We start from the raw sequence: 14,642 nt of genomic DNA, 5'->3' as shown, positions 1-14,642 counted from the left end.
ATGGAGAATGTTTTAACGAATGATTGGGGACCATTATTGGCACCAGAGTTTGAAAAAGAATATTATCAAACATTAGCCGGATTTTTGAAAGAAGAGTACAATACGCATGTTATTTATCCAAAAGTAGAAGATATTTTTAACGCTCTGCAGTATACAAGTTATGAAAATACAAAGGTTGTTATTTTAGGACAAGATCCGTATCACGGACCGAATCAAGCGCATGGTTTAAGCTTTTCTGTACAACCGGGTATAAAAACACCGCCATCGCTGTTAAATATGTATAAAGAACTGCGAGATGAATATGGCTATGAAATTCCGAATAATGGTTATTTAGTAAAGTGGGCAGAGCAAGGAGTATTATTATTAAATACTGTATTAACGGTTCGCCAAGGTGAGGCAAATTCTCATAAAGGGAAAGGATGGGAGCATTTCACAGATCGCGTGATTGAACTGCTAAATGAACGTGAAAAGCCAGTTATTTTCATATTGTGGGGACGCCATGCACAGGCGAAGAAAAAGTTAATTACGAATACGAATCATCATATTATTGAATCCGTACATCCAAGTCCATTATCAGCAAGACGTGGTTTCTTTGGAAGTAAGCCGTACTCTAAAGTAAATGAGATTTTATCTAATATGGATGAAAAAGAAATCGATTGGCAAATTCCAAATATATAAGCGCTAAAAAGGTAGCTAACAATTGTTAACTACCTTTTTACTATTACTGTTCATTTTTAAGTTTTGCATCTAGTACAAAAGTGCCGAATGGGATAACTGATGCAGCAAGTGCGCCAAGTGCCCATAAAATTGATTTACGATGTACGATTGTTACTTGAATTACCGCAAAGATGAATAGTATGAATAAGACACCATGAGCCATACCTGTAATTTTAACAGCTGTTGCAAACCCCGCGAAATATTTTAACGGCATTGCTACAAATAATAGTAATAGGAAAGAAATCCCCTCAATTAAGCCGATTGCTCTTAATCGTCCGATTGGTGTAGATAACATGAAATAGCCTCCTTTAACGTATGCTTGTATATAGTAAATTTGTATTCTTTTTCAAAATGAAATAGTCTATTTTGTTCCATTATATACAAAAAGAAAGTTTACACTACGAGAATAGTGCAAAGTTCAAAATATAGTCACAAAAGCATGGCAATTTAAACAAAAACCTATTTGAAGTATTTGACTTCAAATAGGTTTTATGAATGAAAATATTATACAAGCGCTTCGCTTTTTAGTACGAATTTCTCTACAACTTTTGCAACGCCATCGTTCATATTTGTATCTGTAACATAGTTTGCAATTTCTTTAATATCATCTGGTGCATTGCCCATTGCAACGCCAAGACCAGCGAATTCAATCATCGCTTGGTCGTTATAGCTATCACCCATTGCGATTACTTCTTCGCGTTTAATGCCAAGTGTTTGGATTAGTTGGTTTAGGCTCGTTCCCTTCGTAACACCATGCTCAGTAAATTCTAAGAAGAATGGTTTTGAGCGCATAACGCTTAATTGACCTTCTAGTTGTTTTTGTAGTTTCTTTTCTACCTCAACAAGGCGTTCAGCCTCTTTGTTCATTAATACTTTTACTACAGGTTCTTTGACTGCAGCCTTGAAATTATCAACTTCAATAATTGGCATACCAGTAATTTCGCCCTCAATTTCAGTATAAGGATTATTTTCTTCTGTTACGATATCATCGCCAATATAAGTATGAATCCAAACGTCTTCATCTTTACTAATTTCAAATAGGTTGTGAACGATTTCAGGAGATAGAGTACTACTAAAGATTTCTTCATTTGTTTTACAGTTAATAATTTTTGCGCCGTTAAAAGATAGAATAAAGCTACCGTATTCTTCTAAACGAAGCTCTTTCGCGACGTTGCGCATACCAAACGTTGGACGCCCAGAAGCAAGTACAACTTTAACTCCTTGCTCTTGTGCTGTCATTAAAGCCTCTTTCGTACGAGGTGAAATTGTATGGTCATCGCGTAATAAAGTATCATCTAAATCTAAAACAATCATTTTATAAGTCATATGGAAAATTCCTTTCTTTCTTTGTTTAAATAGAAATAAATTTTTATGAAGGTATTGGGGAATATATAGTAAGACATCGAACCTCTTCGCATGGAATTAGGTGAAGTTCTGCATTGTTAGTATAAATTATCATGAGCGTGTTGCCCATGATAATTTATTATTATCGTAACAACTCTAAAGGTAGAGTGCAATAATGGAAGTTTTCCAATTTACGATAGTTGTTTTTCGTTAGAACGAGAAAATAGTATTTCCAGTAAGATAGCCATTACAGATCCAAGAACAAGACCATTACTCAAAAATGATGCTAAAAATGGTGGTAGTGTAGAAAAAGCTCCTGCTGGAACGAACATAACTCCGATTCCTGTAAAGATTGAAAGACCTGCTACTTTAAATAATTGTTCTTTATTTTGTACAGTGTCATATTCGCGAAAAGCGAGACCAATCATGCTTGCAAATACAGGATAAATTGCAGCATATCCAACTGCGACAGGGATTGCTGCAAAGAATGAAGTAATCTTTGGGAATATACTAACAAGAATAATAAAGCTTGACCCTAACATAAATGGAAGGCGTTTATAAATATTAGTCGTTGCGATAAACCCTGCCGATCCGGAAATGGCAACAGGACCAATGGCTGAAAATAGACCACCTAGTAATTGATTTATCCCTGTTATAATGCCAGCTTGTTTGAAGCGGTCTGGAGCGGCATCTTCTTCATACTTAGAAACAACCTTTTGTACAACGCGAATACTTGCTAACATATTTGTTAGAAGTAGTAGCGTGACGAAAACTACTGTAATTGCCATGTTCCATTCAATGCGGGGCATCCCGAAAACAAATAGAGATGGAAGACGAATTATATCTGTCACAGGTGTTACTGGATTAGATAATCCGAAGCACGCGAATAATATCCAGCCGCAGACGATACTGAAAAGAACGGAATATTGTCCAATAATAGGTAGCTTCATAATGAAAAAAGATAGTAAAATAACAATGAGTGAAAGAATAAATACCTTTGGCTGTACTTCTGTATGTTGTCCATCAAGGCCAAACATGCCTTTTAAGAAGGAGCCACTAAGTTGTGCGACAAGAAGGAATAAATACGTTCCAATTACTGTCGGTGTAAAGTAACGAACTAGTTTATCAATAAGTCCAAAAACACTAAGAATAATACAAATGATGCCACTTAATAGGAAAGCGTACTGAAGGACCTTAAGTGTTTCATTACTTGATCCAAATAATACGACACCTAAGCTTGCATAAAGGGAGAAAATTCCCCACCAAAGGCCTGCAGGGCCTTCTTGAATAGGAAGTTTATGACCGAATATAGCTTGTAAGAGGCCGGCAAAACCGAGAACAAATAATGTCCTTTGTACAAACGCGATAGCTTCAGCACCATCAAGACCGTAACTAGTTGCGACACTAATTGGTACAATAAGACTTCCAGCTAAAATAAATAGTGCCCATTGTAAGGCAGGAAGAAATAGCTTCATTAATATCAACCTCTTTCATAGATTCCGTTTCTAGTATATACGTATTTCATTTCCTCTGGCAAAGATTGTAGATAGAGAAAAGAGTTGAAACATAATATGAATGCACGTAAGCAATTATGGATAGCAGTTATATGTATGACCTTTGTTGTAATTCTAGGAACGCTAGGATTTATGACAATTGAAGAGATTAGCTTGTTTCAAGCATTTTGGATGACGATGATTACGGTATTAACTGTTGGATATGGTGATGCGGTTCCTGTGACACAGGCGGGAAAAGTTTTTGCGCTTCTTATTATACCTGTTGGTGTCGGCATCGTTACGTATGCAATTGGGGTAGTAGCAGCTATGATTATTGAAGGGAATTTATTTCATGCAGTGCGGAGGAAGAAGATGGATAAACAAATAGCGCAGTTAGAAAATCATATTATAGTATGTGGTTGCGGAAGAGTAGGGCTTCAAGTTGTACATGAATTACAAGAAAAGAAAATCCCATTTGTAGTTGTGGATAAAGATGAAAGTATATTCGAACAGGAAAAACTTTTATATGTACATGGAGATGCAACTGAAGATCACGTTTTACATAATGCTGGGATTTCAAAGGCAGCTGGTCTAGTTGCTATCGTAGCAAACGATGCTGAAAATGTATTTATTACATTAACGGCAAGAGGGCTCAATGATGCAATTAAAATAGTAGCAAGAGCTGAAAAACCAGAAACAGAAGAGAAATTACGGCGCGCTGGTGCAAATAAGGTTATTAATCCATCTAGTATGGCAGGAATTCATATAGCGAAAGGTATTGCGAATCCGTTAACAGTTCATTATATTGATACAGTATTGTATGGAGTAGAGCAATCATTTGTAATTGAAGAAATTCAAGTTGGTAAAGATTCTATCTTAGCCAACAAATCGTTACTAGAGAGTAATGTGAGAAATCAATTTGATGTAACGATTTTAGCGATTTTAAGAAATGGGGAAATTATCCATAATCCGACAGGGCAGGAAAAACTGCAAGAACATGATATGATAATAGTATTTGGTTCAGTTGAGAAACTGGGGCAATTTGAGAAAGAATTACAAAGTAAGAGGTGACAAGGAATGCAAGTATCTAGTGATAAGATTTTAAATAAAATGGCGAATGAAATTGCAAGGGCCAAAAGTAGTGAAGGACAAAAATCAAAAGAGCATTTATTAGTTGTACGTGCTTTATGTGATTTATTATTGGAGGAACAAGTTGAGTCACATACGTATAGAGAACCACAAGTTCAATCACAAGTAATCGGATCTCAACCTATGACGACAGTTCAACCGGTTATGCCAGTTTCTGGAGAAAAAGTATATATAAAAGAAAGTGATGCAAACGGTAATTCTTTATTTGATTTTTAAAAGCAAAATCGTTTGGCTTATATGTGAAAATTGCTTATGATAAAGGTAAAAAAGGGGAATTAAGATGAAAATTTTCTTTTTACTAGGTTGTATTGCAGCGGGGCTATCTGTTGCGTTAGGGGCCTTTGGAGCACATGGTTTAGAAAATAAAGTTTCTGCAAAAATGTTAGAAGTGTGGAAGACGGGCGTTACATATCAAATGTTTCATGCAGGGGGATTATTCGTAGTTGCCTTATTAATGGACAAGATTCAATCGTCGCTTTTAAGCACTGCTGGTTGGCTTATGGTAGCCGGGATTATTATGTTCTCAGGCAGTCTTTATGCATTAAGTACAACGGGCATTAAGTTCTTTGGTCCAATTACACCGCTTGGTGGTGTAGCGTTTATTGTGGCGTGGGTTTTAGTCGGAACTGCAGTTGTAAAAGGGTTATAAAAAAACAAAAGCTGGCATTTGCCAGCTTTTTTTTATGGCCTTGGAGCATAAGTTGCTTGTTGACCAGGTAAATACGCAATTTCTCCTGGGAATTCTACATAATCTAAGTAAATCATTAGTAGTAAATAGCGCTTTCCAGATTTCGGCTCACTAATAACGATATGATCACGGCCAGCTGCCTCGATAATCCCTGTATAAGATTGTGTACCAAGCGAACTACCACGTTCATAAGTCATTACAACTGTAGCTGGTTTACCCTTGTTTAAACGAAGGATATTTTCAATATACGATTGCTCTATTGGCAACATACCTTGAGACACTGCATATTGAGCTTGAGCAGCTTGTTGTTGCATTGCTTGCTGTTGCTGTTGTTGCTGTTGTGGAGTCATTTGTTGCGGTTGCATATAAGTTCCAGATGGTTGATAAAAACCTGTTCCGTTGTATGGATTTTGTTGCTGTGCCATTTAAAAACCCCTCCTCATTTTCATTCCTTAATATACGCTAGGACAATCCTCACCAGATGGCTGGAAGAAGCAATGCTTTTTAAAGCGACCAGAATTTTGTTGGTTATACCAAGTTGGTGGACAAGGACCTTCAGGTCTAAAAAACCATAGGGCAAAATTGGCAGGCCAAAAACGTTGTCCTTGAATGGTTCGCCTTGCCAAGGCGATATCTTGTTCCCTTGCTCGTTGATAAAAGTACCCTTTTTGAGTTGCCTCAAAACCACCAGGATTTTGATAAACCATTTGACGTAAATTACGTATTTTTTTAAAATCTAAACAATTTCCGCGGACACGATTTACCCCAACGTTTCCGACCATTAACATTCCTTGTTGCCCTTCTCCTTCGGCTTCAGCACGCATCAGTCTAGCTAATAACTTTACATCTTCTTCGTTATACGCGATAACACCCATTATGTGTCACCTCTCTTTTGGGAATGCACTGTAGAAAGAGGTTTATTTCTAGATGAAGTGTGGAATAATTACTAGTTCATACGTATGAGAAAAAGGACTCGGATATGACAACCAAACGAAGTTTTACATTTAGAGGGGAAAATAAAAAAGCTAGCACGGGCTAGCTTTTTTATTAAAACACTTTAGACCATAAGCCTGAGAAGAAATCACCAATGGAACGCATTGTTAATACGAACCAATTTGCTTTTTCTACTTCTTCAGTCGTTTTTGCAGTAACTTTCATACTTTTATTTCCGTCTAAGAAACCGTATTTATCAGTTGATTCTAAAACGATTGAACCTACTTTTTCATCTTTTTTAATAGGGGCAACTAAATATCCATCTTCAGCAAGTGATTTATCGGCTTCAGCTGAAATTTTGTAAGATGGTTTGCTACCTTTTGCAGTAACTACTGTCACTTCTTTTTCTGGTGCAACTGTTACGTAGTCTTCTTTTCCTTTTACCACAGAAATTTTGTTGTTTTTATCTATTTTTAGTTTTTGTTTTTCGAAGTTATTAAATCCATATTCAATTAATGCGCGAGATTCTGTGAAACGTTCGTCCATTGATTTCGTTTTAATAATAACAGAAATAAGACGTAAATCACCGCGTTTTGCTGTAATGGTAAAACCATAGCCGGCTGTATCGGAACTTCCTGTTTTTAAACCATCTGATCCTTCGTAAGCGAAGGCAGCACCTGGTAACATCCAATTCCAATTTTCCATACGAATTGGTTTTGGATGATTATCTGGGAAGTTTCTAAATCTTTGTTTTGTATCCTCTAGCATTTCTGGATACTTTGTAATAATTGTTTTTGAAAGAATACCCATATCGCGAGCTGATAAAGAGTTTTCTCCGTTCGGATCAGTTCCTTCAGGATGTTTTCCTTTTAAATCAGCATTATTTAATCCAGTAGCGTTTACAAATTTATATTTCTTTAACCCTAGTTTTTTCGCATGTTCATTTGCAAGATTTAAGAAGTTTTTCTCGCTTCCTGCAAGAAGTTCCGCTAAAGCAATACTAGATCCATTCGCAGAAAAGATAACAATAGAATGATATAATTCTCTTACCGTATATTGGCGTCCTTTCTCAAATGGAACGTTAGAGAATTCATTATTACGTGAGACTTCATAAGCATAATCAGAGATGTTTACTTTCGTATCCCAAGTAATTTTACCTTCCTTAATCGCTTCTAAAACGGCATAAACAACAATTAATTTTGACATACTAGCAATAGCTAGTAATTCATCTGGATTTTGTTCATGCAGTATTTTTCCTGTATCTGCATCAAATAGAAGTGCAGCAGCTGCCTCTATATGTATTTTTTCTTCTGCATGGGATGTTGTTACTCCTAAGGAAGAAAATGACAATAGAAACAATAGTAAAATAGACAAGATTTTCTTCATATACATTATCACCTTCGCATCGTTATTAGCATGTAGCTCGTACCATTTTAGCATAAATTTGGATATGGAAAGGTTACAATTTCACAAGAAATTTGGAAAAATATGTCTATTTTTGTTGGTAATTGATGAAAAAAGGGGATTTTCGGGAGAAATATATTAAATATGAAAAAAAGGAACGAATCTCGTTCCTTTTTCGATATTATACGTGTAAAAATTTCGCTACTTTTTCGTCTGGTAAAATGTTTCCGACAAAGAATGTACCAAATTCACCGTAGCGGGCACTTACTTCATCGAAGCGCATTTCATATATAAGTTTCTTAAATTGAAGAACATCGTCAGCGAATAATGTTACACCCCACTCAAAATCGTCGAATCCGACTGAGCCTGAAATAACTTGGCGTACTTTACCTGCGTACTGGCGACCGATTTTGCTATGACTGTACATAAGTTTCTTACGTTCTTCCATAGGAAGCATGTACCAGTTGTCATTACCTTGGCGACGCTTGTCCATTGGATAGAAACAAATGTGATTTGCTTTCGGTAACTCAGGATATAAGCGAGCTAAGATTTGTGGGTTTTGGTATGGATCTTCATCAGCTGGAAGGTAGTTACTTAGTTCAACAACAGATACGTAAGAATATGCAGGAACCATATATTCAGCTAATGTTGTTTTATTTAATTCTGTCTCAATTTCATTTAACTCTTCCATTGTTGGACGCAAGATCATAAGCATAATATCTGCTTTTTGACCAACAACCGTATACATTGCATGGCTACCTTTTTTTGCAGTAGCTACTTCGTTCCACTTTTCAACGACATTTAAAAATTCAGACACTGCTTGTCCGCGTTCGTCGCTAGATAATGTTTTCCATGCTGCCCAATCAATAGAACGTAAATCATGTAAACAATACCAGCCATCTAACGTTGTTGTTGCTTCACTCATTCTATTCACCTCAGTTAATGATATTTTTACACGTTAACTATAGCATATATAGGTTTAAAATCATCTATATAAAGTTTCGGCGCATAAAATTGTCACATTTATATGTAATGAAAAACGGGAGAAAATAAGGCTTAAATAGGTTTATTTTCCAGGCTGAATTTTATGAAAATATAATCATTTTTATTTTATCTATTTTTTGGGGGCTATAAGTTTAAAATATAGATGAAAAGAAGTATTCTTAAAGGTAGAGTTTTTTAACATTTGTAGGAGGGTTTATTCGTGAGCAATTTATTTACAACAGTAAAAGAAAAAGTTCAAGGAAAAGGCATTTCTATCGTACTTCCTGAAGGAACTGATGAAAGAATTTTAGGCGCTGCAGAGCGTTTAGCAAAAGAAGAACTAGTAAAACCAATTTTAGTTGGTAATAAAGAAGAAATTAGCGCGAAAGCTGCTAGCATGAACTTAACATTAGCAGGCGTTGATATTTACGATCCAGCTACATACGAAGAAATGGATGCAATGGTAGCATCTTTCGTTGAACGCCGTAAAGGTAAAGCAACAGAAGAAGACGCTCGCAAAATCCTTAAAGACGAAAACTACTTCGGTACAATGCTTGTATACATGGGCAAAGCACACGGTTTAGTAAGTGGTGCAGCTCATTCTACAGCTGATACAGTTCGTCCAGCACTTCAAATTATTAAAACAAAACCAGGCGTTACAAAAACTTCTGGCGTATTCATCATGGTACGTGAAGAAGAGAAATATGTATTCGCTGATTGCGCAATTAACATTGCACCAAACAGCCAAGATTTAGCTGAAATTGGTATCGAAAGCGCGAAAACTGCTGAACTATTCGGTATTGATCCACGCGTTGCTATGTTAAGCTTCTCTACAAAAGGTTCTGCGAAATCTCCAGAAACAGAAAAAGTTGTAGAAGCAACTCGCATTGCAAAAGAAATGGCTCCTGAATTAACTTTAGATGGAGAATTCCAATTCGATGCGGCATTCGTACCATCTGTAGCTGAGAAAAAAGCTCCAGGTTCTACAATTAAAGGTGATGCTAACGTATTCGTATTCCCAAGCTTAGAAGCTGGTAATATCGGTTACAAAATCGCTCAACGTTTAGGTAACTTCGAAGCAGTAGGACCAATCTTACAAGGTTTAAACATGCCTGTAAACGACCTATCTCGTGGATGTAACGAAGAAGAAGTGTACAAGTTAGCTTTAATTACAGCGGCTCAAGCACTTTAATTCTATAACGAATTGATATGAAAAATGACCATCCTATTTCGTGTATAACGGAATAGGATGGTCATTTTTGTTTTTTATTAAACAATTAAGTAGTTTTAAATTATTAGGGGATACATTTTTCTTAGAAGATAAACAATTTGTTGTGGTTAAGAAATAAAAGCATTTATATAAAAAATAGAAACCGCCGCTATTATAGCGACGGTTTCTATTTTTCTAAGCCAAGTGCCTTATTGTTACGATCAATAATACGTTGTAAGTTCGTCTCGTATAAAGGAATTTCATCTAATGTTAGCTGAGATGGTGTTAACTTTGGAGCGAATTGCTGCAACGTTTTTAAAAGACGCATCATTAAATCTTGCACTGTAATTGTTTCGCCAAGTAATTCAGATAGTGAAGCCATCGTGCTCGGCACAATTTCAGGATACGTAAATCGCGTTTCTTCTCCTTGAATTGCTACGTTGTAAAAATCACGAACGAGTGCGGCACGCTCAGAACCGCTTCCTGTAGCACATAGGTAAATTTGTACAGCAACGCCACCGCGAATACGGCGTTGTGAAATACCAGCGAATTTTTGATTACGAATACTTAAATCGTAGCTACCAGGACAGTAAGAACCAACAATTTCTTTTGCCTCGATAGTAACATCGTAATCGTTTAACATTTCCTTAATTAAATGCCACATCGTATCGTACCCAAGATCAATATCAATACCTTTTTCTGTTTCTTGGAATAAAAGTGATACGTTTAAAACACCTTCATCAAGTACGACCGCAAGTCCACCAGAATTACGAACGATAACATTAAAGTTGTTTTGTTTTAAAAAGGAAATACCTTCTTCTAAATGTGGTAGGCGTGAATCTTGAATGCCTAGAACAATTGTATTGTGATGAACCCAAGAGCGCATTGTCGCAGCTGATTCGCCATTTCCAATACTTGTGCATAATGTGTCATCCATTGCGAATGACTGCAATGCATGGAATGTTGGTCCTAAACTAGACTGATCCACAATACGCCACTCTGGTTGAGATAAAATCGAACGGGAATTGCTCATATAACTAACCCCTTATCTTTAAAATGACAATCTCTATTATAGCAAAAAAGAAGGAAGAAGGTTTTGGAAAGGAATCTTCTTGGCTAAGAATGATAAAGGGGGATTCTAAATTCGAAGAAGCACACATAGTTGAAGTGAAATAAAAAAGGATGCACATATGCATCCTTTTTATTCTGCGATTTTTTCTAAATTACCGTTTCGATCCATTCGGAAAGATGTTTGTGAGCGTTCCTCATCATCCATTACTGCCAATTTGCGAGCGCGGTTCATAATATTCATAAGTGTTTCGTAATCTTCTTGTACAGTATGAGATTGCTTTTCTAATTTTTCTAGTTTCTTTTCTAGTTCTTCATTTCGTAGCATTTGCGCTTTTATTTCTTGTTTCAATCTCGTATTCTCGTTTTCAAGAGCTGTTACTTTTATATTTGAAGATCCAACTGTTTGTAAAAAGTAAATAACATCTTGCATTGTTATTGAGCTTTTTGAAGCAGGAACAGTCGGTTCTTGATATGGGATAGTTTCTTTATATTGAACAGCTGTTTCGTATGGTACTAGTTCTTCATAATCATTTACCGCTTCTGAAGCTGGTGGTGTATAAAGTAAACGTTTTTTTGCTTGTTCACCGCTCGCAGCACGCATTTTATCTTTACGATGTTTTTTTGCTAGTTGAAGAGCTTGTTCATAGCTATAGCGAACAACAGCATTCCAGCGAAAACCACAAGCAGCTGATGTGCGATTTAACTGATCTCCTACTTCTTCAAATGCATTTAATTGAGTACTTCCTTCTCGAACATGGCGAAGTACCGTTTCAGCAAGTAATAAATCGTCCTCGTCTGTCCAAGCATCTTGTCTTACTTTCATAGATTCAACTCCCTTTCTTTTTATGAACTTCCTATTTTTATAATGGGCAAAAAAACGAGCTTTTATACAAAGCTTTTAAAAATATGGTAGATTTCAATGAAGAGAAGAAATTTTGCTATGAATGATGGGAGCTTTTGAAGGAGAAAATATAAAAAGTATGTAGCTTTATATAGGAATGGAGCTATGCCCCGAGACTTGCAACAAGCTTCAAAGAGCGGTAAAATACCATTTAGTGTTTATTTTTAAATGTACTTGTGAAAAGTTTAAAATAGAGGAAGTGTTATATATAATGGGAAACGAATTTCGTGTGTGTGATGATTGTCAGGCGACGAACGTTAAAACGCTAATTCCGAAGTTAAAAAAAGTAGATTCATGTGCAACGATTGAAGTTGGATGTCAGTCTTACTGCGGACCTGGTCGTAAGAAATCATTCGCATTTGTAAATAATCGTCCGGTTGCAGCTCCAACAGAAGATGAATTAATTACAAAAATTGAAACAAAGTTAAATAAGTAAGAAAAAGAAGAGTGAACCGATTACTCTTCTTTTTTTATGCCCATAAGATAGTGCTTTGTATGAGTTCATATTTCAAAATAATGGTTGACAGCCTTTTGGAGCGGTAGGTAGAATAGAAAGTGTGATTCTGAGAATCATTATCAAGAAAGGGTCGATTCACCTATTTTTTTTGTTACTATTTGAGAATAAATTTCATTTTATTAAATATATGTTGTTGGTTAGGATGGTTGAGGGATGGAAGCGAGCGCAAGGAGTATAGAGCAGCAAGAAGTGAATGTTAAAGAGATTAAGAGCAGACCGCTCATTGCTTCTATTATATTAATAGTTGGCACAATTTTGTTAGCTTTAAGTATGGCGGTTTCTATTTCATTTGGTGCAGCGGATATTAGTTTAAAGACTGTATGGCAAGCTGTGTTCCAGTTTGACGGTTCTATAACGCACCATAACGTAATTCAAGAATTACGCATGCCTAGAGCAATAGGGGGCGTAGTTGCAGGTGCCTTTTTAGCGGTATCAGGAGCAATTATGCAAGGCATGACACGAAATCCACTTGCATCACCATCGTTAATGGGAATTACAGATGGAGCTGTATTTGGAATTGCAATTATGTATGCATTTTTCCCTAATTCACCCTATTTAATGTTTGTTATCGCATCTTTTATTGGAGCTGCGTTTGGTGCGAGCATTGTATATGGTATTGGGTCTTCTTCACCAGGTGGATTAACGCCTGTAAAATTAGCCTTAGCTGGTGCGGCAATTAGTGCTTTATTAGGGGCAATTTCATCTGGAATTGCACTGTACTTCAACCTTGCCCAAGAGGTGAGTATGTGGAATGCAGGCGGTGTTGCCGGAGTGAAATGGCAAAGTATTAATATGTTAGTGCCGATTGGTCTAGTTTGTCTCATTATTGCAATCATGATGTCGAGATATATTACCATTTTAAGCTTTGGTGAAGAAATCGCGATTGGACTTGGTCAAAATACGACATTAATTAAATTTATCGGAACAGTACTTGTTCTTGTATTAACAGGTTCTGCAGTTTCTATGGCAGGATCGGTTGGATTCGTTGGACTTGTAATTCCGCATATGACTCGTTTCCTTGTAGGCTCAGACTATAGATGGGTTATCCCGTGTTCTGCGGTCTTAGGTGGATTGTTAATTGAATGTGCAGATATGTTATCTCGTATTATTAATCCACCATTTGAAACCCCAATTGGAGCAATTACAGCGCTAATTGGGGTTCCATTCTTCCTCTACTTAGCACGTAACGAAGGGAGAGGAAAAATGTGAGGACGAGTGTCTTAACAAAAAAGAATGTTTCAATTTTAACGATTTTAGTAGGATTAATCGTTGCTGTATTTTTAGTAAGCTTAAATACAGGAACATTTAAAATACCTCCAATGGATGTATTAAAGTCATTAGTTGGATTAGGTGCAGAAGATCAGTCTGTTATTTTATTTGAATTTCGTATGCCACGTATGGTTATTGCTATATTAGTTGGTTCTGCATTAGCTATGTCAGGTGCGATTTTGCAAGGGTTATCACGAAATCCACTCGCTGATCCAGGTATTATAGGTATTAACGCTGGAGCGGGATTAACAGTTGTTGTATTCGTCTACTTTTTCTTTGGAAAAGTTGGAACTGGTACACTTTTATCTGTATTTATCCTTCCATTCTTCGCGCTAGTTGGAGCGATATTAGCAGCGGTTATTATTTATTTACTTGCATGGAAAGATGGCGTTTCATCGACTCGATTAATACTTGTAGGTATCGCGGTTGCAGCGGGATTTGGTGCTGTTAGTTTAATTTTCTCTATGAAGATGACATCTAACGATTTCCGCTTTGCCACGATTTGGCTAGCGGGAAGTCTGTGGGGTACAGATTGGAAATTCGTACTAAGTGTACTTCCGTGGATGGTTATTTTCTTACCACTTGCCATTAGTAAAGCGCACATATTAAATGTAATGAATTTAGGCGACTCTACAGCAGTTGGCCTTGGCGTAAACGTAGAAAAGGAAAGACGTAAATTATTATTTATTGCAGTTTGTTTAGCTGGTGCATCTGTTGCTGTTGCGGGCGGAATCGGCTTTATCGGTTTAATGGCTCCGCATTTAGCGAGACGCCTCGTTGGTGGTAAACATCAAATTATGTTACCAACAGCTGCATTAATAGGAACGTTCTTGCTTTTATTTGCAGATGTAATTTCAAGAAGTGTGTTACCAACTTCAGAAATACCGGTCGGTCTTGTTATTTCTGTAATTGGCGCACCATATTTCATATATTTACTTATGAGGACAAAATAAAGGGAGGCT

The 14,642-nt window shown here is 36.6% G+C and carries 17 protein-coding genes; 8 read left to right on the top strand and 9 right to left on the bottom strand.

The features are described 5' to 3' along the window. Complete coding sequence (locus ACTFQM_RS23430; RefSeq protein WP_002174428.1) at positions 1-678, top strand: uracil-DNA glycosylase; 678 nt, start codon at positions 1-3, stop codon at positions 676-678. Between the two features lie 43 nt (positions 679-721). Here ACTFQM_RS23430 and ACTFQM_RS23425 read toward each other — a convergent pair whose 3' ends face one another. From ACTFQM_RS23425 to ACTFQM_RS23415, 3 genes are all read right to left on the bottom strand, one after another. Continuing rightward, positions 722-1,012, bottom strand: coding sequence for a DUF3817 domain-containing protein (locus ACTFQM_RS23425; RefSeq protein ID WP_002174427.1), 291 nt, complete (start codon positions 1,010-1,012; stop codon positions 722-724). A 209-nt stretch (positions 1,013-1,221) separates the two neighbouring features. Continuing rightward, on the bottom strand, positions 1,222-2,043 hold the full coding sequence (locus ACTFQM_RS23420; protein ID WP_025147002.1) for a Cof-type HAD-IIB family hydrolase: 822 nt from the start codon (positions 2,041-2,043) through the stop codon (positions 1,222-1,224). Positions 2,044-2,252: 209 nt separating this feature from the next. Further along, positions 2,253-3,536 carry a purine/pyrimidine permease gene (locus ACTFQM_RS23415; protein ID WP_440036461.1) on the bottom strand — a complete coding sequence of 428 codons (1,284 nt, stop codon included), beginning with the start codon at positions 3,534-3,536 and terminating at the stop codon, positions 2,253-2,255. A gap of 96 nt (positions 3,537-3,632) precedes the next feature. Here ACTFQM_RS23415 and ACTFQM_RS23410 point away from each other — a divergent pair, with 96 nt between their 5' ends. The 3 genes from ACTFQM_RS23410 (at position 3,633) to ACTFQM_RS23400 (ending at position 5,352) form a co-directional block, all read left to right on the top strand. Further along, complete coding sequence (locus ACTFQM_RS23410; protein ID WP_440036460.1) at positions 3,633-4,625, top strand: potassium channel family protein; 993 nt, start codon at positions 3,633-3,635, stop codon at positions 4,623-4,625. Positions 4,626-4,631: 6 nt separating this feature from the next. After that, positions 4,632-4,919 (top strand): YwdI family protein, encoded by a 288-nt coding sequence (locus tag ACTFQM_RS23405; RefSeq protein WP_440036459.1) that lies wholly within the window; start codon positions 4,632-4,634, stop codon positions 4,917-4,919. Between the two features lie 64 nt (positions 4,920-4,983). Next, a complete protein-coding gene (locus tag ACTFQM_RS23400; protein ID WP_440036458.1) occupies positions 4,984-5,352 on the top strand; it encodes a DUF423 domain-containing protein in 369 nt (122 codons plus the stop codon). A 32-nt stretch (positions 5,353-5,384) separates the two neighbouring features. On the opposite strand, the gene gerQ is transcribed toward ACTFQM_RS23400, so the two are convergent. From gerQ to hemQ, 4 genes are all read right to left on the bottom strand, one after another. Then, positions 5,385-5,816 carry a spore coat protein GerQ gene (gene gerQ / locus ACTFQM_RS23395; RefSeq protein WP_025147006.1) on the bottom strand — a complete coding sequence of 144 codons (432 nt, stop codon included), beginning with the start codon at positions 5,814-5,816 and terminating at the stop codon, positions 5,385-5,387. A 27-nt stretch (positions 5,817-5,843) separates the two neighbouring features. Continuing rightward, positions 5,844-6,266 (bottom strand): cell wall hydrolase CwlJ, encoded by a 423-nt coding sequence (cwlJ, locus tag ACTFQM_RS23390; RefSeq protein ID WP_000538160.1) that lies wholly within the window; start codon positions 6,264-6,266, stop codon positions 5,844-5,846. Positions 6,267-6,438: 172 nt separating this feature from the next. Further along, positions 6,439-7,716, bottom strand: coding sequence for a serine hydrolase (locus ACTFQM_RS23385; RefSeq protein WP_440036456.1), 1,278 nt, complete (start codon positions 7,714-7,716; stop codon positions 6,439-6,441). Positions 7,717-7,909: 193 nt separating this feature from the next. After that, complete coding sequence (hemQ, locus tag ACTFQM_RS23380; protein ID WP_025147009.1) at positions 7,910-8,653, bottom strand: hydrogen peroxide-dependent heme synthase; 744 nt, start codon at positions 8,651-8,653, stop codon at positions 7,910-7,912. A 279-nt stretch (positions 8,654-8,932) separates the two neighbouring features. Here hemQ and pta point away from each other — a divergent pair, with 279 nt between their 5' ends. Beyond that, positions 8,933-9,904 (top strand): phosphate acetyltransferase, encoded by a 972-nt coding sequence (gene pta / locus ACTFQM_RS23375; protein ID WP_000067215.1) that lies wholly within the window; start codon positions 8,933-8,935, stop codon positions 9,902-9,904. A gap of 205 nt (positions 9,905-10,109) precedes the next feature. On the opposite strand, the gene ACTFQM_RS23370 is transcribed toward pta, so the two are convergent. Both ACTFQM_RS23370 and ACTFQM_RS23365 read right to left on the bottom strand, forming a co-directional pair. After that, entirely contained in the window at positions 10,110-10,955 is an 846-nt protein-coding gene (locus ACTFQM_RS23370; protein WP_048374923.1) for a lipoate--protein ligase family protein, read from the bottom strand. A gap of 168 nt (positions 10,956-11,123) precedes the next feature. Next, the gene (locus tag ACTFQM_RS23365) at positions 11,124-11,816 is read right to left on the bottom strand and encodes an RsfA family transcriptional regulator (RefSeq protein ID WP_048374921.1); all 693 of its coding nucleotides are present in this window, start codon (positions 11,814-11,816) and stop codon (positions 11,124-11,126) included. Between the two features lie 289 nt (positions 11,817-12,105). Between ACTFQM_RS23365 and ACTFQM_RS23360 the strand changes: the two genes are divergently transcribed. The 3 genes from ACTFQM_RS23360 to ACTFQM_RS23350 all read left to right on the top strand — a co-directional run bounded on the left by ACTFQM_RS23360 (position 12,106) and on the right by ACTFQM_RS23350 (position 14,633). Further along, complete coding sequence (locus ACTFQM_RS23360; RefSeq protein WP_002174414.1) at positions 12,106-12,330, top strand: DUF1450 domain-containing protein; 225 nt, start codon at positions 12,106-12,108, stop codon at positions 12,328-12,330. 234 nt (positions 12,331-12,564) lie between these two features. Continuing rightward, entirely contained in the window at positions 12,565-13,620 is a 1,056-nt protein-coding gene (locus ACTFQM_RS23355; RefSeq protein ID WP_048374917.1) for a FecCD family ABC transporter permease, read from the top strand. Further along, positions 13,617-14,633, top strand: a complete 1,017-nt coding sequence (locus ACTFQM_RS23350) for a FecCD family ABC transporter permease (protein WP_001260763.1) — start codon at positions 13,617-13,619, stop codon at positions 14,631-14,633. The genes ACTFQM_RS23355 and ACTFQM_RS23350 overlap by 4 nt, the downstream gene beginning before the upstream one ends. Positions 14,634-14,642: the final 9 nt, after the last annotated feature.

Source organism: Bacillus cereus group sp. MYBK30-2 (genome assembly GCF_051915945.1).
In the GTDB taxonomy this organism is placed as follows: Bacteria; Bacillota; Bacilli; order Bacillales; family Bacillaceae_G; genus Bacillus_A; species Bacillus_A paramycoides.
Note: the sequence above shows the minus strand (reverse complement) of the source record. Positions and strands in the feature narration are given on the sequence as shown.

Excerpts from the sequence above, each read along its gene's own strand:
- ACTFQM_RS23430 (WP_002174428.1), top strand. The coding sequence starts at position 1 with ATGGAGAATGTTTTAACGAATGATTGGGGACCATTATTGGCACCAGAG.
- ACTFQM_RS23415 (WP_440036461.1), bottom strand. The coding sequence starts at position 3,536 with ATGAAGCTATTTCTTCCTGCCTTACAATGGGCACTATTTATTTTAGCT.
- ACTFQM_RS23410 (WP_440036460.1), top strand. The coding sequence starts at position 3,633 with ATGAATGCACGTAAGCAATTATGGATAGCAGTTATATGTATGACCTTT.
- ACTFQM_RS23370 (WP_048374923.1), bottom strand. The coding sequence starts at position 10,955 with ATGAGCAATTCCCGTTCGATTTTATCTCAACCAGAGTGGCGTATTGTG.
- cwlJ (WP_000538160.1), bottom strand. The coding sequence starts at position 6,266 with ATGGGTGTTATCGCGTATAACGAAGAAGATGTAAAGTTATTAGCTAGA.
- hemQ (WP_025147009.1), bottom strand. The coding sequence starts at position 8,653 with ATGAGTGAAGCAACAACAACGTTAGATGGCTGGTATTGTTTACATGAT.
- ACTFQM_RS23420 (WP_025147002.1), bottom strand. The coding sequence starts at position 2,043 with ATGACTTATAAAATGATTGTTTTAGATTTAGATGATACTTTATTACGC.
- gerQ (WP_025147006.1), bottom strand. The coding sequence starts at position 5,816 with ATGGCACAGCAACAAAATCCATACAACGGAACAGGTTTTTATCAACCA.
- ACTFQM_RS23400 (WP_440036458.1), top strand. The coding sequence starts at position 4,984 with ATGAAAATTTTCTTTTTACTAGGTTGTATTGCAGCGGGGCTATCTGTT.
- ACTFQM_RS23405 (WP_440036459.1), top strand. The coding sequence starts at position 4,632 with ATGCAAGTATCTAGTGATAAGATTTTAAATAAAATGGCGAATGAAATT.
- ACTFQM_RS23385 (WP_440036456.1), bottom strand. The coding sequence starts at position 7,716 with ATGTATATGAAGAAAATCTTGTCTATTTTACTATTGTTTCTATTGTCA.
- ACTFQM_RS23425 (WP_002174427.1), bottom strand. The coding sequence starts at position 1,012 with ATGTTATCTACACCAATCGGACGATTAAGAGCAATCGGCTTAATTGAG.
- ACTFQM_RS23360 (WP_002174414.1), top strand. The coding sequence starts at position 12,106 with ATGGGAAACGAATTTCGTGTGTGTGATGATTGTCAGGCGACGAACGTT.
- ACTFQM_RS23365 (WP_048374921.1), bottom strand. The coding sequence starts at position 11,816 with ATGAAAGTAAGACAAGATGCTTGGACAGACGAGGACGATTTATTACTT.
- ACTFQM_RS23355 (WP_048374917.1), top strand. The coding sequence starts at position 12,565 with ATGGAAGCGAGCGCAAGGAGTATAGAGCAGCAAGAAGTGAATGTTAAA.